General features: G+C 33.5%; 14 protein-coding genes and 1 tRNA gene. 4 read left to right on the forward strand and 11 right to left on the reverse strand.

Annotated features, from left to right (window positions below):
* Nucleotides 1-412: 412 nt before the first annotated feature.
* The 5 genes from T384_RS0102545 to T384_RS0102565 are packed head-to-tail and all read right to left on the reverse strand — an operon-like array spanning nucleotide 413 to nucleotide 5238.
* Nucleotides 413-1399 carry an RluA family pseudouridine synthase gene (locus T384_RS0102545; protein WP_027119711.1) on the reverse strand — a complete coding sequence of 329 codons (987 nt, stop codon included), beginning with the start codon at nucleotides 1397-1399 and terminating at the stop codon, nucleotides 413-415.
* 1 nt (nucleotide 1400) lies between these two features.
* Nucleotides 1401-2207, reverse strand: coding sequence for a TrmH family RNA methyltransferase (locus T384_RS0102550; RefSeq protein WP_027119712.1), 807 nt, complete (start codon nucleotides 2205-2207; stop codon nucleotides 1401-1403).
* A complete protein-coding gene (locus T384_RS0102555) occupies nucleotides 2185-3180 on the reverse strand; it encodes a DHH family phosphoesterase (RefSeq protein ID WP_052663453.1) in 996 nt (331 codons plus the stop codon). Before T384_RS0102555 ends, T384_RS0102550 begins: the two co-directional genes overlap by 23 nt.
* Entirely contained in the window at nucleotides 3146-4369 is a 1224-nt protein-coding gene (gene thiI, locus T384_RS0102560; RefSeq protein ID WP_036498923.1) for a tRNA uracil 4-sulfurtransferase ThiI, read from the reverse strand. Before thiI ends, T384_RS0102555 begins: the two co-directional genes overlap by 35 nt.
* Nucleotides 4370-4371: 2 nt before the next feature.
* Nucleotides 4372-5238, reverse strand: coding sequence for an MPN551 family DNA-binding protein (locus tag T384_RS0102565; protein ID WP_245595153.1), 867 nt, complete (start codon nucleotides 5236-5238; stop codon nucleotides 4372-4374).
* Between the two features lie 175 nt (nucleotides 5239-5413).
* Between T384_RS0102565 and T384_RS0102570 the strand changes: the two genes are divergently transcribed.
* Nucleotides 5414-5932, forward strand: coding sequence for a GNAT family N-acetyltransferase (locus T384_RS0102570; RefSeq protein ID WP_027119716.1), 519 nt, complete (start codon nucleotides 5414-5416; stop codon nucleotides 5930-5932).
* Between the two features lie 66 nt (nucleotides 5933-5998).
* Complete coding sequence (locus tag T384_RS0102575; RefSeq protein WP_027119717.1) at nucleotides 5999-6523, forward strand: GNAT family N-acetyltransferase; 525 nt, start codon at nucleotides 5999-6001, stop codon at nucleotides 6521-6523.
* 2 nt (nucleotides 6524-6525) lie between these two features.
* Here the strand turns inward: T384_RS0102575 and T384_RS0102580 are convergent, their stop codons facing one another.
* Nucleotides 6526-7383: a hypothetical protein gene (locus tag T384_RS0102580; RefSeq protein WP_027119718.1), complete on the reverse strand. Its 858-nt coding sequence runs from the start codon at nucleotides 7381-7383 to the stop codon at nucleotides 6526-6528.
* Between the two features lie 218 nt (nucleotides 7384-7601).
* Between T384_RS0102580 and T384_RS0102585 the strand changes: the two genes are divergently transcribed.
* Nucleotides 7602-7677 (forward strand) — tRNA-Arg (locus tag T384_RS0102585).
* A gap of 71 nt (nucleotides 7678-7748) precedes the next feature.
* Here T384_RS0102585 and T384_RS06250 read toward each other — a convergent pair.
* The 4 genes from T384_RS06250 to T384_RS0102610 form a co-directional block, all read right to left on the reverse strand.
* Complete coding sequence (locus T384_RS06250) at nucleotides 7749-15230, reverse strand: EAGR box-containing protein (RefSeq protein ID WP_036498912.1); 7482 nt, start codon at nucleotides 15228-15230, stop codon at nucleotides 7749-7751.
* Between the two features lie 193 nt (nucleotides 15231-15423).
* On the reverse strand, nucleotides 15424-16800 hold the full coding sequence (locus T384_RS0102595) for a DEAD/DEAH box helicase (RefSeq protein WP_036498915.1): 1377 nt from the start codon (nucleotides 16798-16800) through the stop codon (nucleotides 15424-15426).
* 94 nt (nucleotides 16801-16894) lie between these two features.
* Complete coding sequence (gene eno / locus T384_RS0102600) at nucleotides 16895-18259, reverse strand: phosphopyruvate hydratase (protein ID WP_027119720.1); 1365 nt, start codon at nucleotides 18257-18259, stop codon at nucleotides 16895-16897.
* Between the two features lie 251 nt (nucleotides 18260-18510).
* A complete protein-coding gene (locus tag T384_RS0102610) occupies nucleotides 18511-20727 on the reverse strand; it encodes an MATE family efflux transporter (RefSeq protein ID WP_027119721.1) in 2217 nt (738 codons plus the stop codon).
* Between the two features lie 411 nt (nucleotides 20728-21138).
* Between T384_RS0102610 and T384_RS0102615 the strand changes: the two genes are divergently transcribed.
* Nucleotides 21139-21891, forward strand: coding sequence for an NAD-dependent protein deacylase (locus T384_RS0102615; protein WP_084266112.1), 753 nt, complete (start codon nucleotides 21139-21141; stop codon nucleotides 21889-21891).
* A 107-nt stretch (nucleotides 21892-21998) separates the two neighbouring features.
* Here T384_RS0102615 and fusA read toward each other — a convergent pair whose 3' ends face one another.
* Nucleotides 21999-24080 carry an elongation factor G gene (gene fusA, locus T384_RS0102620; protein ID WP_027119723.1) on the reverse strand — a complete coding sequence of 694 codons (2082 nt, stop codon included), beginning with the start codon at nucleotides 24078-24080 and terminating at the stop codon, nucleotides 21999-22001.
* Between the last annotated feature and the right edge of the window lie 2 nt (nucleotides 24081-24082).

Consider the following 24082-nt stretch of genomic DNA (forward strand, 5'->3'; position numbering starts at 1 on the left):
TGTTAATAATAAAGCAATTCTAAAAATTGTTTATTTAGGCATCATGAATTACGAACGCGACGATAGGCAAATGAAAGTTCGTAATTGGCAAAGTATAATTCAGCAACTCGAAATTCTATTTGATATAGATTTGCAACCAGAATAAATACAAACACTTAATTTATTGTTCAATCTTGACCAAGAGTCAAAGATTTGCGCGTTTAAATAATGATAAAAACGGAAAATTGCGAAAGCGTTTCCGTTTTTTAGTATACTTTTAATAACACGATGTCAATGGTTTCAAAGAAATCTAGACATTAACACACTTAAATCATTACTTCCAAAGATGATGATGAAATGTTGTCTTCTTCAAACTTTCTAAAAATAATTTTTTTATTTAATCAATTTTAAAAACGTTTCAAATTTAAAAAAACTAATTAATCAAAAATTTAAGTTTTTTAAACCAAGGAGTTTGATTAGATATAAAAGTTTTATTTGATAAATAAGCCAATTTAGGAAACTTTTCAGAATCAATTTCTGGAAACTCTATTTTATATGCATGTAATGCTTGATATTTAAATTGCTTATTTAAATCACGATATTGTGGTTGTGTGTATTTTGTTTCGCCAACTAACGGATATCCAATAAAATTGAAATGTGCCCGAATTTGATGGGTTCGTCCAGTTTTTAAATCAACATCTAAAAGGCTCATTTGCGCTTTAGTATATAGCTTAATAACTTTATATCCAGTTATAATTTCTTTTGCACCAACAAAAGTTGATTTTGATATCCTAACTAAATTTTGATCACTATTTTTTAATAAATAAGCTTTTAAAATCGCCTGATTTGGAGAAACTAACCCATAAACTAAACATTCATATTTTTTTTGAATTATTCGTTGCTTTAGTAATTCATGCATTTCTTGTAAGGCTAGACCATTTTTTGCAGCAATCACTAATCCAGTAGTATTCTGGTCTAAACGATGACAAATACTTGGTACAAACGTCGTTGATAAATCTAATTCGTTTTTAGAATATAAGTATTTTAAAAATAGGTTTTGCAAAGTTTGAATCGCTTCATCTTCACTAGGCTGGCAAAGTAAGTTAACGGGTTTGTCTAAAATTGTTATGTTTTCATCTTCGTAAACAATATTAAGAGCGCCTTTTGCTTTTAAAAAAGGAAGTTCTTTTTGAAGAACACGCTCTTGTTTAGAAGGAAAATTAAGATGGTGAAAAATTTCAATCTGATCATTTGCTTGAACGGTGTTACCAATTTTCGTTCTCACACCATTGATTTTTACTTTTTTAAGACGAATCAGCTTAAAAATAAATGGTCTAGAAAAATCAGGAAATTTTTTTAACAAATAATTTTCAATTCGCTGAATTCCTTCACAAGCATTGACAACAATTTTTTTACTCATTTTAGTTTATTTTCTGATTCAGTTGATATAAAACAATCGCGCTAGTAGCAGCCACGTTTAAAGACTCAACTTTTGGATTTATAGAAATTCAAGTTTTAGCATCTGCGGCTTTTAAAACTCGTTCGCTTAACCCGTGTCCTTCGTTTCCAAAAGCAATCATTAAACCTTTTTTGTTAGCAAGCGAAACTAATGGTGTAGTATTTGCATCGTTCGTAGTCACAATTAATTTAATTTTCTTTTGTTGATACACTTTTACAAAATTATTTCAGTCATCAATCACACTAACAGGCAATGTAAAAATTGTTCCCGCACTAGCGCGAACTAATCGGGGATTCCATAAATTAGTTCCGTTTAAACTAAATACTCCAGCAATATTAAATGCTGCGGCATTGCGCATGATGGTTCCAAAATTATTGGGGTCTTGCACGTTATCACACAGAATGTAATTATAGTGTTCGTTAAAAATAAAACTAGGTTGCACTAAAGTCTTTTTAGGATAATAAAAAAAGATATCATTTCCATTGCCGATATCATTAGCTTGATTAGTTAAAGATTCACTTAATTGAATTCAACGAATTTTTTGGTTTTTTGTTAAAATTTTAATTTGAGTCACAATCTTAGGATTAACTTTCAAACCGATAAAAACCGAATGAGGTAATCAATTAGATTGCAAAGCAGTTAAATTATTTTTTCAACCAGCTACACAAAATAAATCATTAAAGTTTTTATTTTCGCCATTTTTAATAAATATTTTTAAATCCTTATAAATAGGATTAGAAGCAGCGTTAATTAAATGAAATTTGAACATGGTCTTTATCTTTATTGAGAGTTTTTAAGTAATCGTTTAAAACGTTTATAAGTTTTTTAAAATCGTTTTTATTGTCTAAACTGAAGCCAGATGCAAATTTATGACCGCCGCCGTTAAACATTGCCGCGAACTGGTTAATTGGCAAATCCCGACTGCGGATTGAACCCTTCCATTTACCTGAAGGTTCATCATAATATAAAGCCGTTCAGATACGAACTCCTGAAATATTATTTAAAGCGTGAACCATTGTCATGGGTGATTCAATCCCAAAACGTTTATGTGAACCTTTTTTTAAGGAAACATAAGCTAAACCTTCTGGCGTAATTTTGGCGTGATTAACAACGTAAGAATAATACTTATGTTCAAGTATTGGCTTGTTATAAACAGCGTCATGAATTGATAAGCGATTAAATCCGGTTTTTAACAAATCTGAAGTCAATTCGTATGTGCTGGGTGTTGATGTTAAATACAAATAACGACCAGTATCGGTAATAATGCCAGCATATATGTATTTTGCCATTTCCGCTGTTAATTTATATTCTAAAGCTTTAATAAATCATCCAACCATTTCTGCAGCAGAAGAATAAGTTGGATCAACTCATTCAATCATTGCAATCTCTTCGGTTTTAGGGTGATGATCAATGCGAATTAATTCTTTGGCGTTTTTATGTCTTCCAGTTAAGACGCGTGCGGCATTAGCCGTATCAAAAATAATCCCTAACGAAGATGTCAAAAAAGCTTCATCAACTTCGTGGGTTTCAAACGGAAAAACATCTGCTCCAAAACTAGGATGCAACTTATATGTACCCATAACATAGGCTTTTTTATCGGGAAAATATTCGCTTAAAAACGCCTTAAAAGCAAAAGCGGAACCCAAAGCATCAAAATCTGGACGTTCGTGAACATATAAAGTGATATTTTCAAATTCTTTAACTTTGTTAATAATTTGTTTTTGAACTGGTGTTAAGGTCACTGTCTAAATCCTTTACTTTAAAAATAGTTGTATGCTTTTGCACCACCGTCGGAATTAGTATATCAATTAAATTCAGCTCTTGTTCGATTTTAGTTGCGATTGCAACTTTGGGATGAGTAACTGGATTTTTGGGCGCAAACAAACTACAGGCATCAGAATACGGTAAAATTGAAGTTTCGTACGTTCCGATACTTCGAGCATAATTAATTATCTCATTTTTATCGAATCCAAGCAAGGGTCTTAATATTAATAAATTAGGTGTAACCTGACTAATTGTTTTTAAACTCGTGATGGTCTGAGAAGCGACTTGTCCTAAAGCGTCTCCGGTTGCCACAGCATCATAACCGTACTGCTGACATAAATTTTCAGCGATTTTTAAAAAATAACGGCGCATCATCGTGATTTTATAACTTTCGGGATTGCAATGATTTAATTCGTGCAAAATAGAAGAAAAATTACAAACATATAATAAAGAAGAACAAAGGGTTCCGTTTTGAGTCACAATTTTAGTTAAGACTTTTGTTTTTTCTACTGCTTGCTTGGAAGTATGCGGTGGAGTTATGAAAGTTAAAAAATCAATATGTAAGCCCCGTTTCATTAATTGGTGGGCTGCTACTGGGCTATCGATTCCACCAGATAATAACACTAAAACCTTTCCACTTGTTCCAACTGGTAAACCATTTAAACCGCGATATTTGTGAGCGAAGACCAAAAACGTTTGTTTAGTTACTTCAATCGCAATTGTTACTTCGGGGTGATTTAAGTTAATTTTCATGTTTTGGTGGTTTCTTAAAACACTACTTGCAACCGTTTTCTTAATTTCAAGCGAATCGTATTGATAACTTTTATCTTTTCTTTTGCACTCTATAGAAAAAACTGATCCATCGTTAATGATTCCGTTGACACAAGTTTTTAAAAGTTCCAAATCTCGTTCGATTTTATAACCCAGATGTATAACACTAATACCGGGAATCTGCTGCAATTCAGTTATAATAATATTCAAATTTTCTAACGAAAAATCTTCAATTTCTAAATAATCGAAATAAGCTTTAACGCGCAATGTGTATGGCTTTAAAACATATAAAATATTTTTTTGTAATTGACTAACAAAAGTAGGTTGATTTTTACCTTTTAAAGACAATTCGCCATATTTAACAACGATAATCGGACAATTAGTTTTAACTTCCATATTTATACTTTCAAATACTGTTGTAACCAAACTTCATCTTCGTTAGATAAAAGTGGACTAACTCCTTGGCGGATATATTGTTCATATCACTCTTTAGCCTTAGTAATAAATTTAACAATATTATCTCGTTTCATATGTAAGCTCACGAGGTGAACCTCACGTTTATGAACATCACATTTTTCTGGGTTTTGATAATCTTGCGTTTCTAAAAAACAGATGGCAAACAAACCGTTTTCAATTTTTCTTAAATATAAATACAAACCTAATTGCAACTTGTATTCATTCGGAATCACAATTTTATTTTGATCATTAAATCAACTTTCTTTTTTTCCTCCGGGTTTTTTAACTAACGGCATTCCATTTTCATCTAAAATCATACGCATTTCGCCATTGATTTGTTTATATACAAGACTGTCAACAGAGGTGGTTTTAATTTCTAACATTGGTTGATTTGGATAATCTAAAGTACCGTCTTTTGTGATGGGTTCACCATCAGGAATTCCCCCAAAAATATCACTTTCTTTTGCAAAAACATCCCAATGAACTTTCATCGGATCATAAACTCGAAAGTTAATTTTGGTTTTTTGTGAAACATATTCACGAATTTTTGGTTCAACAGCATTACCAACTTTAGATAAAATCGGGTCCATCGTATCTTTAAAAATACCAACCATATTAGCTCATGTTTGGACTGGGGTTGTATATTTATTGAAACCTAAAATACTAGACAAACGAGTTCCCGTAATTTTTTTAAAACGGGATTTTTGACTTGCTAAATATCCTGGTGATAATTCAAGACGATTGTTGATTATTTTGAAATCAACATTTAACTTTTTAGTGAATGGCATTTTGTGTAATAATTGTAACATTATTACTAAAACAAAAACGATCAATTAATCAAGTAAACGTCAATCATATAAGATCTTTATTTTAGATTTTTCTTAATGTTAAATTTTAAATACAGCACTGAAGTTTTTGAAAACAGTAGTTTACTAAAGAAAACAGATATAATTATTAAAAAGCAATAAACTTGGAGAAGTAGTAATGTTTCGTGAATATTATCAGATTAATAGTTTTTATGGTTTGCGAAAAATTGACTGACGTGATTTCAACGAAATTTATAAACTAACAAAAAGTAATCTTAAATTTTTACCTTTTTTAAAATGAGCTAAAAATAATAATTATAGTGAAGCAAATGCCTTTCAAAATATTGCTACTAATTTAATTCAATGACAAGAAAACAAGGCTTGAAATTATGAAATTCTGCGGTTAGATAAAATCATTGGTAGGTTTGAAATACGAACCACAAAAATTTTAGACAGTGTCGAGTTAGGATATTGAATAGATCTAAAACATCGTTTACAAGGTATTACTAAAACAATAATTAATTTTATTTTTCAACAGTGCAGAATTTTAAATGTCAAATCAATTGTAGTTGTAATTAATCCCCAAAATATTCCTGCTATAAATTTAGCCAAATCATTAGGATTTACTTTATTTAATTCACCATCTAATCCTTATAATGAAGCATCTAATATGGCAACATTTATCAAGTACTTATAAGTTCATAAATAGGTTGATACTAAAGATTTTATTTATAATTTTATCCTCATGAACGATTAAAATAATATGAGCACAACATATCAAGAATTTTATCAAATTAATGAAAATTTTTCGTTACGTAAAATTGATTTGCGTGACAGTTTAGAAATTTATCAATTAACGAAATCAAACTTAAGACACTTGCAATATCTTGAATGAAGTCATTTACCAAATTATAATGAAACCAATGCAACTTTTGGAATTACCAATGCCTTACTCAAATGAGATGCAGGCAAACAGTGAACATATGAAATTTTAGAGCACAATAAAATCATTGGAGACTTTCAAATTCGCCCTACCGCACTTGAAGAAGCCTTTGAAATGGGATATTGAATTGATTATAAACATCGCTTACAAGGAATTGTAACAAGAGTCATAAACTACGTTTGCCAAATTAATAAAAAGATGGGCAAAAAAATTGCTGTTCTTTTGATTCGGCCCGATAATATTCCGTCAATTAAATTAGCTTATTCACTAGGATTTATCCAATACACAAACCAAAATAACCCATTTGCTTTGGCTTCTTACAACACTTTTGTTAAACAAATTTAAATTTATTTAACTGAAATAGTTGGTTCTGATAAATCATGAATTTTTAAGTATTTAAAATCAATTTGAGTTACAGAAATTAATCGTTTAGCACGGTCTTCGGGAATATTGTTAAATAATAAAGTAAGAGCAAACTCAGGAAATAATTTATTTAAGACATTACAAATCTGTAAAATGGTCCAACGTGCATCGTCACTAAAAATTTCCATATTTTCGACAAGACAAAATGGTGGAACTTTTTTGATTTTGCCTTTAATAATTAATTTTTCAATTTTTTCTAAAGTATTTTTTTTGACATTTTTTTGAGCGTTGATAAATTTTTCCCAATTCAAAATAAAACTTGTTTTGTAAATCACATAATCTTTTAAAGAATATTTTTTATTAACTGCAACAACTTTACGAATCAAATACAAATAAAACATTGCGATTCCAAAAGTCACAAATGCAAAAACTAATAAAACAATTGCTGTTGGATTACCAAAACTTTTATTTAATTCTTCGGTTACACTGTTCAAATTAAAACGAATGGCTTGAGTGATAGCTGCAGCAATTGGTTGTGCAATTCCAGAAATTAAACAACCAATAAATGCAAATAGACATAACCAACAAAAAATATCAACAAATCAAACCCAAAAAGGTTTTCCGTTAACGATGTCTGTTGAATGTTTGTAATTAGATGAACGGAACAAAAACGCCACCATAAAAAATAAAAAACGTGAATACTTTCGTAAGTTTAATTCCAAATAATCATTAACGATAGTATAAACCCGATCCTCACTAAATGCATGACCATAATCACGAGCAGATTTTAATAACTGATCAGTTGATAATTCGATTTTCTTTCCAGTAATTAATATTTTCATATGTTTAACAAAAATTTAAATAATAAATTGATAAAACTTTCTTGTTTAAAATCATTATGTAATGATTGAACTGCACAACAATAAAGGAAGTGTGCAATTAACTAACGTATATTATATTTTCATTATTAAAAATTAGCAAAATTTGTTCACAAATTAAAAATAAAAAACAATTTATCATTTAATTGTTGGACGAAAAAAGTTATAATATAACACGATGTGCGCCCATAGCTCAATGGATAGAGCGTCTGGCTTCGGACCAGAAGGTTATGAGTTCGAGTCTTATTGGGCGCGCCATTATAATTAAAAAAGCAAGCCTCGCGGATTGCTTTTTTTCATAATAATACCCAAACTAATGGATAAAAACTTTATTTGTCTGCAAAGATATCAGCTGCTGCATCTTCATCAAATTGAGATAACCAATCATCTGCGTTTACGCTATCTGTATCAATTCCCTTAAAGATTGGAACATCGTTAGTGATGTCATAATCTTTAGCGGCTTCTTCGTCACGTTCGTATACTGATCAGTTTCCTTCTTCATCAAAGTCTCCTTCATATCAGTTTCATTCTTTGTTTTCGTCGTAATATCCAAAGTTTTCGTTACCAACATATTTATCGAAATCAATCTGACCGTTTTCATCAGCACTAATAAAGTTTTCACCCTCAATAGCTTCAATAATTTCATCTTCAGGTTGTTCAAATTCTTCTTCACCTTCAGCTGCTGGTTCTTCATCATCTGTAGGTTCTTCAAGTTGGGCTTCAACTTCTGGTTCAGGTTGAGTTTCAACTGCAGGTTCTGATTGAGCTTCAACTACTGGTTCTTCGGGTTGAGCTTCAACTTCTGGTTCTTCAGGTTGAGTTTGAACTTCTGGTTCAGGTTGTTGTTCAACTACTGGTTCTTCAGGTTGGGTTTCGACTTCTGGTTCAGGTTGAGTTTCAACTACAGGTTCTTCAGGTTGAATTTCGGCTTCTGGTAGTTGTTCAACTTCTGGTTCTGGTTGAGTTTCAACAGCTGGTTCTTCTTCTATCACTGGTTCTTCAGGTTGGGTTTCAACTGCAGGTTCTTCAGGTTGAGCTTCAACTACTGGTTCTTCTTCTACCACCGGTTCTTCAGATTGAGTTTCAACTTCTGGCTCTGGTTGAGTTTCAACTACAGCTTCTTCAGGTTGAGTTTCAACTACTGGTTCTGGTTGAACTTCAACTGCTGGTTCTTCTTCTACCACCGGTTCTTCTGGTTGGGTTTCAACAGATTGTTCATTAGGAACTCATGTGTGGTTTTCATCTTCTTCAAAGTAACCGTCTCATTGTCAATCACCCGCATCGTCGTAATGACCATAATCATTGTTGCCAACATATTGTTCTCAGAATGCAACCTCTTCGGCTTCTGGTTCAGGTTGAGCTTCAACTACTGGTTCTTCTTCTACCACAGGTTCAGGTTGAGTTTCAACTTCTGGTTCAGGTTCAGCTTCAACTTCGGGTTTTTCTTCTACCACTGGTTCAGATTGGGTTTCAGCTTCTGGTTCAGGTTGAGCCTCAACTATTGGTTGTTGTTCAACTTCTGGTTCTGGTTGAGTTTCAATAGCTGGTTCTTCTATCACTGGTTCTTCAGGTTGGGTTTCAACCACTGGTTCTTCAGGTTCTTGAGGCTGATCAATTTCTTCTTGATGACTATCTTGCAAATCACCAAAAGTTTCTTCAGCATTTTGGTTAGATTCAAATGCATCTAAACCAGAATCAAACACCGGTTCTTCTGGAACGTTATCAAACATCGCTTGGGTGTTTTCTTCAATCGAAGGTTCTTTAAATTCTTCTTGTTCAATTACTTCTGATTGAGGCAAAGATTCATCTGATTGTTGTTGTTTTTCAGAAACCCATGTGTGGTTTTCGTCATCTTGGAAATAACCATCTCATTGTCAATCGTTTGATTCATCAAAATGACCGTATTCAGGATTACCAACATATTGTTCCCAAAAAGCTACTTGTTCAGGTTCTGGTTGTTGTTCAACCGCAGGTTCTTGAAGTTCAGCTTCAACTTCTGGTTCAGGTTGGGTTTCAACTTCTGGTTGTTGTTCAACCGCAGGTTCTTGAAGTTGAGCTTCAACTGCCGGTTCTTCTGGTTGTTGTTCAACTGCAGATTCTTCAGGTTGAGCTTCAACTGCCGGTTCTTCTGGTTGGAGTTCAATTTCTGGTTCAGTTTGTTGTTCAACCACAGGTTCTTCAAGTTGAACTTCAACTACAGGTTCTTCAGGTTGCGTTTCAACTTCTGGTTCAGGTTGAGCTTCAACTTCAGATTGAACTTGCTGTTCAACTGTTGAGTGATCAACATTATTTTCGTGGAATGGGATAAATTCTTCGTCAACTGGTTCACTAAGTTGTTCTTGAACTGTAACGTCTGAATCTAATTGCTGTTCAACTACATCAACAGGTGCAGAACTGATTGTTTGTTGATTATCTGGGACAAATGTATGTTCTTCATTATCTTCAAAATACCCGTCTCATTGTCAATCATTATTGTCATCATAATGACCGTACCCTGGATTACCTATAAATGATGTTCAGAAAGGTTCATCTGCTGGAACATCAGTTGATTCAACATTTTCTTGAATTTCGTCAGCGTTTTCTTGACTAATCGATTCAATTTCAGATGCTTGTTCATGAACTACATCAATTGGTTCTGATTCAGGGTGTTGGATCGGAACTAAAACTTCATCAATTGGTTCTTGTTCAGAAACTGCAACTGATTGTTCAATTGGAACTAAAACTTCTTGAACAGGTTCTTGTTCATCGTGAGATTGAACTGGTTCATGAAGCGGGATTAAAACTTCTTCAACAGGTTGTGCTAAATCAGTCGCTTGGGCTTGAGATTGCTGTTCAGTAACTGCTTCTTCTGGTTGAGTTTCAACTTCTGGTTGCTGTTCAGATTCAGTCAACGATGGAGTTACTTCTTTATTAACTGATTCGTGAGTCTCAATAACTTGTTCGTCTGCTTTTTGAGAAGGTTGATTCGGAACTCAAGTATGTTGTTCATCGTCTTCGAAATAACCATTTCATTGTCATTCACCGTTCGCATCAAATTCACCATATTCACGATTGCCAATAAACGGTTCTCAGAAAGCAACTTCTTGTTTTTCTTCGGCAACTTCTTCAGCTTCTTTTTCAAACGGAACAAAATTTTCGTTTTCATCAAACGCGCCATGTCAAATTCATTCGTTATCACTGTTCACATGCCCGTATTTTGGATCTCCGACATATTTTTGTCAGAATGGAGCATCTTCATCAACTTGTTGCTGTGTAGCTTCTTGAAGCGGTGTTTCGTGTTCATCAATGACATCTACAACAACGTTATCAACTTGTTGTTCACTTACTTCAAAAGACACATTTTCAGATTCAACTGCTTGTTCAACTGGTTGTTGATGTTCACCAGCTGGCATCATTTCAGTTTGTTCATCTTCTAATTCGATAACTTTATCTGGTAAGAAAATTGGTTCAATAACATTACTAGTTGACGAAGTTGCATCTAATGTAACTTGTGGTTCATGATGCATTTGATCTTGGTGCTTAGCAATAAATTCTTGAGCAGCCTTCATCAATTGTTCATCGTTTTTCACGTAAACAATTGGATTGTATGCGTCTGGTTGATCAAGTTGCGGATGATTTGCAATAAATTTATCTGTATCTTTAATTAATTGTTCATCTTTTTCAACACTAACAACAGGGGTATAAGGTTCAAGTTGATTAATTGGTAAGCTTTCACTTGATACTGAAACTGATTGTTCTTCTTGAACTTGGACATCAACGTAATATTGTTCAACTTCTTGTTGAGAAACTACTGGAACATAAGCGAGGTCTTCATCATCTGCTAAATGAACAGAGTCAGCATAGTCTTCTTGTTCAAGTTCAACAACTTCATCAGCTTTAATTTCGGGTTCAATATTGTCTGATTCAAGTTGTTCTTGAGCAACAAGATTTTGTTCATCACTAGGTGTTTCAAAAACACTTTCATAATGTTTTTCAGAAACGATTGAATCATCAATAATTTCTGGTTCAGCGGCTTGTTCACTATGTTCAACTTGGAAGTTTTCATCGTGGTGGGGAATAAATGAAGGAACATGTTCTAATGATTCATCTTTTTCATGTCATTGATTTTCTTCATCGAAATAACCGTGTCAGATTCAAACATGGTTGTCGTCGTAGTATCCGTATTTTGGGTTACCTTCATTCAATTTTCAAACTGAATCTTGGTCTTGTTCAAGAAGAGAGTCATCTTTTTGTTCAACTATTTCTGCTTCGATTGCTTTAGTTTTAAATTCGACTGGTTGACTTTCTTCAACAACCGCAAACAATTCAGTTTGTTCAGCATCTTTTTGATCTGCTACATTGCTAAATTCACTTTGGCCACTATCTTGTTCTAATATAGTTTCTTGTTCAACTTTTTCATCCAAAACAGGTAATGGAGGTAAATCAACAACTTGTGGTTCAACTGAGAGTGCATGCTTATCGTTAGTTGGTTTGGCTTTTTTAAGTTTTAAAACTGGTTTAGCTGGAGTGAACGCATCCATATCAAAAATCGGTTTTGCTGTTTGTTCAACAATATCAAAGTTGATGCGGCGGTATGAAGATGTTTCTTCTTGTTTTTGACTTGAAATTTTTTCTTCTGATAAAACTTCAATTGTATGGTCTTTAGTTTCACCATCGTCATGTCACTTTTCATTTTCATCAAAATAACCATCCCAAATCCAATTATGATTTTCATCATAATGACCATAAGCTTGGTTACCTTCGAAACGAGATCAGAAAGGAAGATTTGATGGTGAAGCTGTCAATTCGTCATTAACAACATCATTTTTTTCTTCTACGATTTGAACTTCTTGTGAATCGAAACTAGCATCTAAAGGCTGAGTATCAACGTGATGTTCGTAATTTACTTCAATTTCTGGTTTTTGATCAGATTCGTCAGTATCTTCATCTAACATTGGTTCAGCACTAATACCAACAGAAGGAATTGGTTCGGTTGTTGATGGTTCAAAACCAATATCAGTAGTTTCAACTGGTAACAAAGTATAATCTTCATCCATTTTAGGTTGAACTTCAGTTGTTTTTACATCACTAATGGCTTTAGTTTCAAAACCAACATTGCTATTTTCAACAATTACATCATATTTGAAAATATCTTCATGTTCATTAGTTGCTTTAACAGATTCTTCAGCACGTTTAGATTTAGATTCTGGTTGAATAACATGAAACAAGTCATTTTCGTGGGTTTCACTAGAAGTTTCATGATTTAAATTAATTGCAGCTTGATCTAAATTTGTTGTTGGCTTGTGGTCTGGAATAAAAGTTCCATCTAAAGCAAATGTTCCGGTCCAAACTCATGTGTGGTCGTCATCGTAATATCCATAGTATTCATCACCGATAAATTCACTATATAGATCGTTGGTGTTGTCAGGTTCTTGATGGTTTTGAACTGCTTCATTTTCATCAACTTTTTCTTGTTCATTTTCTGTTTGTAGATTAACTGGTTCTTCAGGTTTTTTAGTTTCCACAACGTGAATAACCTTGTCTAAAGTTGGGTCAGGGATTCAGTTTAAATTTTGATCAAAGACTCCGTCCCAAACTCAAATTCCGCTTTCACGATGACCATAGTCAAGATTATCAACTAATTTTTTTCAGAAGGTTGCTTTATCAGCCTTAGTTTGAATTAAAATTGCATGAGCTGTTGGAACTTTTGGAGCAAGTTCAGCATCCTTATACGGAATCCAGTTCATTAAACGATCAAAATAACCTGTTCAATTCCAAGATTTATTATTGTAAAAACCATACTTAATTTCGCCAACTAAAGTTTCTCAAAAGCGCTTATTCGGACTTAGTTTTTGTGATTGAGCACCAACTGGAGTGATAGCACTTTCTGGAATTTCTTTTTTAGTCACATCTTGTGCATCAAGTTCTAAGATATCATCTAATGGTTTACCAATATCTTCAGTTTTAAATTCATCGGTTAAGAATTCGGTGTATTCTTCATCTTCATCTTCTTCGTCTTCATCAACTTCTTCCAAATTTTCTGTATTCAAAGGAACTTCAGCACTTTGAGCCGCTTCAAACGCTGCTAGTGAATCACTTAATTCATCAGTAATTAAATCGGTATATGCTTTATCATCAGCAACAATTTTTTCTGTTGAAAGCTTTTCTTCTTCACCAAAAACATTATCACCTGATTCTTCGACAATTGTGGCTTCTTCTAAATCTGATTCTTCATTAACATCATGATCTGCAAAGTCTGTATATTCAACAAGTTCAGTTGGAGTTTCTTCGCTGTTTTGTTCTTGTTCATGATGAACTGGAGAAGGAGCTACGAATTCTTCAACATTTTGTTCGGCTTGTTTCGCTTTTTGGATTTTTTCTAAATCAGCAATTTTTTCAGTTAAAGCTAAATCAATCAAGCGCTTAACTTGATCTGGAGATATTCCTGGTTTAGATACAGATACTGGTTCAGCTGGTTTTGAAACTTCAGCTGCTGGAGTTTGAACTCTAGGTTGTTCACTAACAGTTTGTTGTTCGGGTTCGTTAAGTTGTTGTTCTAGTGTATCTAAGAAATCAGATGATTCAACTTCAGGACCTTCATTATCTTCAAGATTGAAATCATTTACTTCATTTTGTTCAATAATTTTTGTTTGTAAACGTTCAATCATTTCTTGCTGACGTTCAACTTGAGATTGTTGGCGTTCAAGAATTATTTGTTGAGTAGCAGCTTGACGTTGAAAAACGTCAATTAAGCGAGAAATTTGATCGTCAGACCCGATTTGAGAAGGGACAACTAATTGATTTGCGTTTTCAGCTTTAGACAGACCCGGTTTATAAGACGCGTAATCTAATGGATCAAAGTCGAGTAATTGTCGCGTACTAGGGTCGGCATTATTTCAAGGATTAACAGGAGAAGTAGGAATTAAAGCATTTGGATTGTTGTAGTTAAATTCAGGGAAATTTGAATTAACTGGATAAGCATTTTGAAGAAATGGTTTAGGATAACCAAAAGGCGGCCGAACAAAACCATTTGCTTGGTTAGCAAAAGGATTTTGTTGAGGCCGATAGATATTTGAAGGACGGAAATTTTGTGAGGGATTATAAAACCCATTAGGTTGGTTTTGAAATTGTGGAAATTGTTGAGGTCCATAATATCCTGGTTGGATATTTTTAGCAAAAACGTTAGGGTTAATTGGCTGTGCTGGCATTCCGTAAGTATTGGGACGAACGTAACCTGGCTGATTTACATAAGCATTAGGCACATTTTGGGGGCGTTGGTTATATTGTTGCGGAGCAATAGGTTGATTTCCATATGCACCAAATTGTGGAGCATTTGCTGGCGAAAATGGGCGAGCTTGGGGTCCAAAAGCAACTGCTTGATGTGGAGGAACTTTAGGTCCAGAGAAAACTTGTTGAGTTGGTAAATTGACGGGAGCTTCTGGCAAAATCTTAGCAGTCGCTGCACCTGGAGTTACAAAATGTTTACCATACGGATTAGTTGCTACTTCGTGTGTATAACTAATAGGTTCAGAACGTCCAAAAAGACGGCCTGAAGTTTGCTTAGGTGCACCAAAACCGCCACTCTTCTTGGCAAAAGGTGATGATTTTTTCGTTTTTGGAGCACTCTTTTTAGATTCGACATAGGTCTTATAGTAATCAGAATACGATAAATCCTTTAGTCCTTTTTCAGATACTTCTTTTTTAGTTCCGCCTAAGTTAATTACTGCAGGAGAAGTTTTATCTGCAGTTCTCTTTGCATTACCAAAGACTTTTTTTGCTTTCTTCGCAGTAGATTCACTACTAGAAGAAGTTTTGTTTTTCTTTTGAGCCATTTTAATTCCTCTTGGTCCACTTCAAAAGCACCGTCCTAATTGGCGTGTTCGAAGTCAATATATGAATACAATTATAAATTTAAGAACTGTAAAGTCATATAAAAAAGGGCTTATTTATGTGGATAACTATAAAAATTTGTGGAAAATTAAGTAATAAGACCTTGAAAAATGACCAATTAAGGCTTTGGGGAGGCTAATTTTGAGAGTTTTGCTTTTTCTCAAAAGACAAACGGGAGGAGTTTTTCTTGTATTTTTTAAGTAAATTTTGTTTAATTTGGCGCTCAATTGCGGCATGTTTTGCTTTTTGCTTAATTTTTTTAATTTTTAATTTTAGTTTTTTTTGATGATTTGGTTGGACTCGTGAATCTTTAGTTGCTCGTAAAAAGTTAATTTGATTTTGCATTTTCGGGTCTAAAGTTGGTTTTTTCGGCTTTTTGAAAACGATTTGAAACTTGCTAAAAGTTTCATCTCGATTCACTTTTAAAGGGATTCAAATAATCCCTTTTCGTTCAAGTCGTTGGAGTTGAAAATCATCTTTAGGATCATACAAAACATATGATTCACCTTCATAGTTAGCCCGACTAGTTCGTCCAGAACGGTGGACGTATCAAATGTCGTCATTAGGCAAATTCCACGAGATAACATGACTAACACCTTCAATATCAAGGCCCCGAGATCCTAAATCAGTAGTTATTAGGTATTTTTGTTGACTATTATGAACTGCTTTAAAAGCTTGCTTCCGAGCCGTTGGTGACAGTTTTCCATGCAAAACAAGTGGAGTAATGTTTTGGGTATGAAATCATGCCTCAATTTCTTTAATGTGCTTTGAATCGTTAACAAAAATTAAACACAAATAAGGATTTATTTGTTTAACTATAGCACCAAGACTACTAAACTTGTCCATGCTTTTATTAGTTATTAAATAATGTTTAATTTTAGTGTGAACTCAAATTGAATCTGTGACATCAATAATTTTGGCATTTTTAATTACTTTTTGAATTTGATCTGTAATTGCTTGATGCAATGTTGCACTAAAAGCAGCTTGAACCGGGTTTGATTTAGTTAAACGTTGCTGGATTTTTTCTAACGAATTTCAAAAACCTGTATCAATTAACATATCAGCTTCATCATAAACAAGATATTTTAAAGTGTCAAAATTTCAGTTAAATCCTGTTTTAAAAGTATCAATTATTCGTTGGGGAGTTGCAACAATAATTTGACCTTGAGAAAAAGTTAGTTGTTTCAATTGCTTATTGTAATCGCTTCCACCCACAAGCAAGCGACAAACTAAACGTTTTTCGTATTTCATAAAACGGATAATAACATTTTTAATTTGACTTGCCAATTCCCGCGTCGGACTTATGATCACGGCTTGAGGATAAGGATTTTTGAAATCTAAATTTTCCAAAATAGGCAATAAATAAGCTAAAGTTTTACCCGTACCAGTTTGCGATACTCCAATAATGTTTTGCTTTTTTAAAAGATTTGGAATAACCTGTTCTTGAATTTTTGTTAGTTTTTTAATTTTGAGGTCATCAAGACCTTCTTGAATATATTTTTTTCATTCCATTATTATTACCTGTTTTTTAGTTGTCTTTATTATAAAAAAAGACTGGCAGTCTGTAACCACAAACTGTCAGCCCTTTTTTAAAAAAATAAAATATTTATTTTTTAACTAAAGTTGGTTTAATGTTCTTGAAAGTCTTTCATCCCAAGTATTTAGCACGTTTACCTAATTCTAGTTCAATACGTAACAAGCGGTTGTATTTAGCGATCCGTTCTGAACGAGACATAGATCCGGTTTTAATTTGACCAGTTTGCAAACCTACTGATAAATCAGCAATGGTTGTGTCTTCTGTTTCACCTGAACGGTGTGAAACAACAGCGGCTCATTTTGTATTGTGGGCTAAACTAATTGTTTTTAAAGTTTCAGTAACTGTTCCGATTTGGTTTAACTTAACTAATACAGCATTAGTTGTTTTCGCTTTAATTCCCTTTTCAACAATCTTTGGATTAGTACAATATGTATCATCACCAACGATTTGCACAGCACCACCAATTTCTTTAGTTAACAAAGCCATTCCTTCTCAATCGGTTTCACTTAAGCCATCTTCGATTGAAACAATCGGATAAGTTTTCACTAATTTCTTTAAATAATCAATCATTTGTCGTGAAGTAAATGTGGCTTCTTTTTCTGACAAGATTTTAGCTTTCAAGGCTTTCTTTAAAATATAAACTTTTTTAGTTTCATCATAGAATTCACTAGAAGCGCAATCCAAAGCGAATGCAACATCTTTTCCGGGTACATATCCAGCCTTTTTAACTGCTTCTACCATGAAGTCTAAAGCTTCTTCAGCATGTTTTAAGTTTGGCGCAAAGCCACCTTCATCACCTTTATTAGTGTTGAATTTATTTGCTTTTAGAATACTTTGTAAACTGTGGAAGCATTCACTAGCCATTCGCAATGCAGCAGTCAATGTTTTAGCGCCTAAAGGCATAAACATAAATTCTTGGAAATCAATAGTGTTGTCTGCGTGAGCTCCACCGTTAATAACATTTAGCATTGGAACTGGTAAAACATAAGTTTCGGTTGAAGTCTTCTTAAGATCTTTAGCGAAATAACGGTATAATTCTACACCTAATGCACTTGCAGCTGCTTTAGCAACAGCAATTGAAACTGCTAATGTTGCGTTTGCTCCGAGTTTTCCTTTGTTTGGTGTACCATCAATTTTTAACATGATGTTATCAATTTCTTCTTGCTTGCTAGCATCTTTACCAATTAGTTTAGGAGCAATTAATTTGTTAACGTTACTAACTGCTTTAGAAACACCTTTACCATTGTATTTTGACTTATCACCATCGCGAAGTTCTAAAGCTTCTTTTTCTCCGGTTGAAGCACCAGATGGAACCATCGCTTCACCTTTATGACCGCTTGCTAATTCAACTACACAAGCAACAGTGGGAAACCCGCGAGAATCGAATACTTCATAAGCAAAAATTTTCGCAATTTCTAATGATTTTTTTTTCATAATTATTCCTTATATTTTTTAAATTTATTTTTCTTAAAACTTAAATAATTAACAAAATTATAATATGCAAAAAATAAAATATTACGAAAATCAATAAAAATATTAAGGCAATGATTTTTCAAATTTTTTTTAAGAAAAATATTAGTTCAATTTATAAATTAAAACGAAACAAAATAATGTCAGCTATTTTTGTTTTAGCTGACATTAAAAAATTAAATTAGTTATAAGTTTTTGTGAAACAAATAATCTTTCTATTTCGAAGGTACAAAAGGATTATTTTGCAATTGATTTTCAGATTTATGAAGATGCAAAGCTTGTTCTAAACCATGTTGCTGAATGGCTTCAGGGGTTGGTAAATTGTGGTGCATTGCTTCTTCTGTGAAATATCTAACTTCTAACATTGCTAATTTTGTTTTCTTTTTAGGTTTCGCCAAAATTTCAGGTTTCATATTGTGGTATAAGAAACGAATCGACATTCCAAAAATAGCAGAACCCGAAATCAAAGCACTCATCGCATACCCAGAAACAAAAACTCATTTGCTAGTATTATCAGTTGGTGGTAACGATCTTCCAACTGCAATACTAATTCCATAAAAAATGCCAAAGATGATATAAGCAACAAAGAAACCTTCCATCGAAGTTGAAATTGTCGACCGGGGAATATTGCTTGTTCCTTGAAATAATGTCATTCCTGGTAAAGCAACCGCAAAGAATAAGGCTCGAAGCATTAAGATTCTTAAGTATTCAGCAGCATTATAAATATTTTGAGCATTATTAAATTGTACGGTGCTACCTGCAGCAGGAGGATATTGGAACCCGAAAATAGTTAAAAATGGTTCGGCCGCTGAAGCAACAATAACATAAGCCAAAATTGCATAAGAAAACGAAACAATCATCGTTCATCAGTAAACTTGACGACACCGCTCAATATTTCGCAGCGAATAGTTATATGACATTGCCGGCCTTGCGCCATCTGAAACCCCAAATAAAGCATAAAAGAACAAGGTCATAATCGGTAGTGAAGACGCATGATAAACTTGGAAATCTTGACCCGCAATATTGATCAAAATCTGGTTATAAGCAATAACTATTATGGCAAATCCGATTGTTCTTAAAAATGAAGACCCACCTAAAGCAATACTTGGAAAAACAATTTTTGAATTAAAATGGAATTTAAAAATACTAGAGACTGATAATCATGTTTTATTTCGTCTGTACGCATAAAGGATATAAGAAACATAAGCAAACAACAATACAATTCACCCACATAAAGTGGCTAATCCACTTCCTAAAGATCCAAGATTTGCATAACGAATGAACACAAAATCTAAAATAACATTAATTACATTAGAAATTAAAGCTCAATAAGTAACGAAATTGTTTTTTCCTTCAGCTCGAATGAAATAACTTAAAACCGAATAAGTACCAGCAATTACTAAACCACCAGAATAAACATAACTGAATTCTTGACCTCAACGCCCTGAAATATCAGCAACATCATTTTGGTAATTGCCAATGGCTTGAACGTATACAGAACTATTAACAGTTGGTGTCGTCTGACTTAGCTCGCTTAGAACCGAAGTTCCGCCAGCGGTTGTTCCACTTCCAAAAACATTATCTAAATTAACCGTCCCAACCATTGCTCGTTGGAAAGAAAAACCAGTCATTAATAATGTTATTAACGAACCTATCAGACATAAAAAAACAGACATTCAAAAAGCTGTTCCCCAAATATTGCGTCCGGTGTCTTCATAACTATAACTAATTGCTTTAGTGTAATAAACACTAGCACCTAAAGGAACGATGAATAAAATGGCATTAGCAATCAAAGTTACTGAAGAGAAAGAGTTAACGGCTTGTCTGGCGATAATTGAAACGTCTGTTAGCGCTACACTTTGAATGTTATTTGTATCAAATCCGTGAGATGTATTATATCCATTTTGTAAAGAACGCATTACAACATCAACCGCATTTGAAGCAACCCCTGTTGGAGTAATTTCGCTTCGGTTCGCCATTCCTGAACCAATTGGACCAGTAAATAAATCAGGAAATATCGGAATAATAGGGCTTGTGGTAATATCAACATTATGACTACTAAAATAAGCAATAACCTGTGGTGAAAATCCTTGAGCTACTGTTGCTGAAGAATTGGATCCCGATCCAGCTAATGATCCATCCGCTAAGAAATTAGGAATTGCTGTAATGTTGTGGCTGCTAAAAAAAGTATTTAGATCATCAAAAACGTTAGTTCCACCATAAACACCTGCGTAAACATCCGCAATCGAGCGAGATTGCGGAACTAATATTTGGATTAATACTTGATCTAAAAATGAATATAAACCAACAAAAAAATAAGTTAATAAGCCAGGAATTGCAATTAACCAAATAGATTTTCGAATTGGCATTTCAGCAAAGAGTCTTTTTGCTCTTGCTTGCCGATCAGGGGATTTTGAAGATCCTAGTCGCATAAATAAGATAAAACCCCGCTAGAGATAAAAAAATAAATTAAAACGATAAAAACAGTATTTTTGAAATAAAAACAACTTAAATTATGGTATGTGCAACTGTGCCACTTTATCAAAAGCAACAATTATTTTTATTAGTTTAACAATAAATGTATTTCGATTTAATTAATTTATAGGTAAAAAAAACATTCATTAGTTTTAATAACTAATCTAAAAATCAATAATTATTTTATACCTTTTATTCATTTTTTATAAATGAATTTGCAAGAGGCGTTTTATTTTTCAAAAACCTAATAAAAAAACTACTACATTTTATGGTTAAAAAAACGGTATATTTATCGTTTTACAAAGAATAATATTTTGCACTAAAATAATAACGATTATCAATTCAAAAAATATTAAGCGTAACTATTTATGAAAAATCAATTAAATCACAATTTAAACGAAAAAATTGCTTTATTACAACTGTTCTTTAACGATGCTAAAAAAATCGTTTTCTTTAGTGGTGCTGGGATTTCTACAGAAAGTGGAATCCCAGATTTTCGGGGTCCAAATGGACTGTATTCACAAACTTATGACAATAAAAGACCTGAGGAAATTTTGTCACACAACAATTACATTCATCATCCAGAATTATATTTCAAATTCTTTTTTGAAAAGAAGGTTTTTTTAGATGCAAAGCCAAATCAAGCCCATTTAGCGATTGCAAAATGACAAGAAACTAAGGACATCAAAGTTGTTACACAAAACGTTGACAATCTCCATCAATTAGCGGGATCTAAAACAGTTTATGAACTTCACGGATCAAATTACCGAATGTACTGCTGGAAAAACCATCATCAATACAATCTTTTAGATGTTATTAAAATGAAAGGTGATGCCATTATTCCGATTTGCCCAGAAGATGGATCAAACATCAGACCCGATGTTATTTTATTTGGAGAACCTTTAAAACAAGATGTTCTAGAAAACGCTGTTAAAGCAATCAACGAAGCTGACTTAATAATCGTTGGGGGTACTTCATTACTAGTTTATCCAGCTGCTGGATTAATTAATTATATGAACCCTAAAGCGAAATTAGTTATCATAAATTATCAACCTGAAAATATAATTTGTGACTTACAAATCAATGCAAAATTAGGTGACGTTTTATCTTTAATAAAATAATTATTTTGATAAATAAACGATTTTGACCATGCCATAAAAACTGATTACATAAAAAAATAACTCCCATAAAGGAGTTATTTCGTTTTGGTAAATAGCTAAAAATAAAACTAACGTTTTGCTTTAACTTTTGCTTCAACTACTTCTGCAGTAACTGATTTCGGCGCTTCAGCATAATGACTAAATTGCATGATGTAATTACCCCGGCCTTGGGTAAATGAACGTAAGTCAGTAGCATAACCAAACATTTCTCGTAACGGAACTTTTGCTTTAATTACTTGAACGTTATCACGTTGTTCAGTTCCTTCAATGCTACCACGGCGGCTACTAATATCACCCATCGTATCACCAAAGTATTGTTCTGGAACAGTTACTTCAATGCTCATTACTGGTTCAAGTAATACTGGATTACATTTTTTGCCAGCTTCTTTTAAGGCTAATGAAGCAGCAATTCTAAATGCCATTTCATTAGAGTCAACTTCGTGGTACGAACCATCGTGTAATGTTGCTTTAATATCAATCATTGGATACCCAGCCAATGGTCCGGTATTTAAAGCATCTTCTAAACCGGCTTTTACTGGTTTAATGTATTCTTTTGGAATTTTTCCACCAACAATCTTATCTTCAAATTCAAAACCTTTATCATGGTTAGGACTAAACACAATTACAACGTGACCGTATTGACCACGACCACCAGATTGTTTAATGTATTTTCCTTCAACATCAGCTTCTTTTGTGAAGGTTTCACGATAACTAACTTGAGGCGCACCAACGTTAACTTCAACTTTGAATTCACGACGCATCCGGTCAACTAAAATATCCAAGTGTAATTCACCCATTCCGGCAATAATAGTTTGACCTGTTTCTTCATCAGTAAATGTTTTAAACGTTGGATCTTCTTCAGCAAGTTTGCTTAAAGCAATCCCCATTTTTTCTTGGTCTGCTTTGGTCTTTGGTTCAACTGCAAGACTAATAACTGGTTCGGCAAAGACCATTGCTTCAAGTTGGGTTTCAACACCTTCTTTAGCAAGAGTATCACCAGTTGTTGTGTCTTTTAAACCAACTATAGCACAAATATCACCAGCCCGAACTTCGTCAATTTCAGTGCGTTGTTGGGCGTGCATTTTTACAAGTCGGGAAACCCGTTCTTTTTTATCTTTACGAACATTGGTTACATATGAACCAGCAGTTAATACACCAGAATAAACTCGAACAAAGGTTAAACGGCCAACAAAAGGATCAGTTGCAACTTTAAACGCTAATCCAACAAATGGTTCGTTATCATCATTTTTAACAATTGATTCTTCTCCTGTTGTTAAATCAGTTCCTTTAGCTGGGGGAACATCTACTGGAGATGGTAAGTAATCAACAACAGCATCTAACAAAGGCTTAACACCTTTATTACGATATGCTGTACCACATAATACAGGGAATAAAGTTGCAGTGATTACTCCTTTACGGATACAACGCTTAATTTCATCAACTGTTAATTCTTTTCCTTCTAAGTATTTTTCCATACTAGCATCATCAAAGTTAACAACTTCTTCAATCATGTGAGAACGCATTTGTTTTGCATGATCTAATAAGTCTGCTGGAATTTCTTTGATTTCATAATCTTCGTGTTCTTTGCCATCAAAAAATAAAGCCCGCATTTCTACTAAATCAATAATTCCGACAAAGTCGTTTTCAGCTCCAATTGGTAATTGGATTGGAACGGCTTTAACGCCCAAACGTGAATGAATCGAAGCAACTGCCCGTTCAAAATTTGCACCAGTTTTGTCCATTTTGTTTACAAAAACAATACGTGGTACGTGATAACGGCTAGCTTGTCTTCAAACTGTTTCAGTTTGTGGTTCAACACCCATTTGGGCATCCAAAACAGCTACAGCACCGTCTAAAACCCGTAAAGAACGTTCAACTTCGACAGTGAAGTCAACGTGTCCAGGGGTGTCAATTAAGTTCAAATGACAATTTTTTCAAGTAACAGATGTCGCTGCAGAAGTAATGGTAATACCACGTTCTTTTTCTTGTTCCATTCAGTCCATGGTAGCTTGACCTTCATGAACTTCTCCCAGTTTATGTGTTTTTCCAGAGTGGAATAAAATCCGTTCTGAAGTCGTTGTTTTTCCGGCATCAATGTGTGCCATAATTCCGAAGTTCCGGTAACGTTCTAGAGGAATCGTTCGAGCCATAT

The sequence above is a fragment of the Mycoplasma testudinis ATCC 43263 genome (assembly GCF_000687795.1).
GTDB lineage: Bacteria > Bacillota_I > Bacilli_A > Mycoplasmatales > Mycoplasmoidaceae > Mycoplasmoides > Mycoplasmoides testudinis.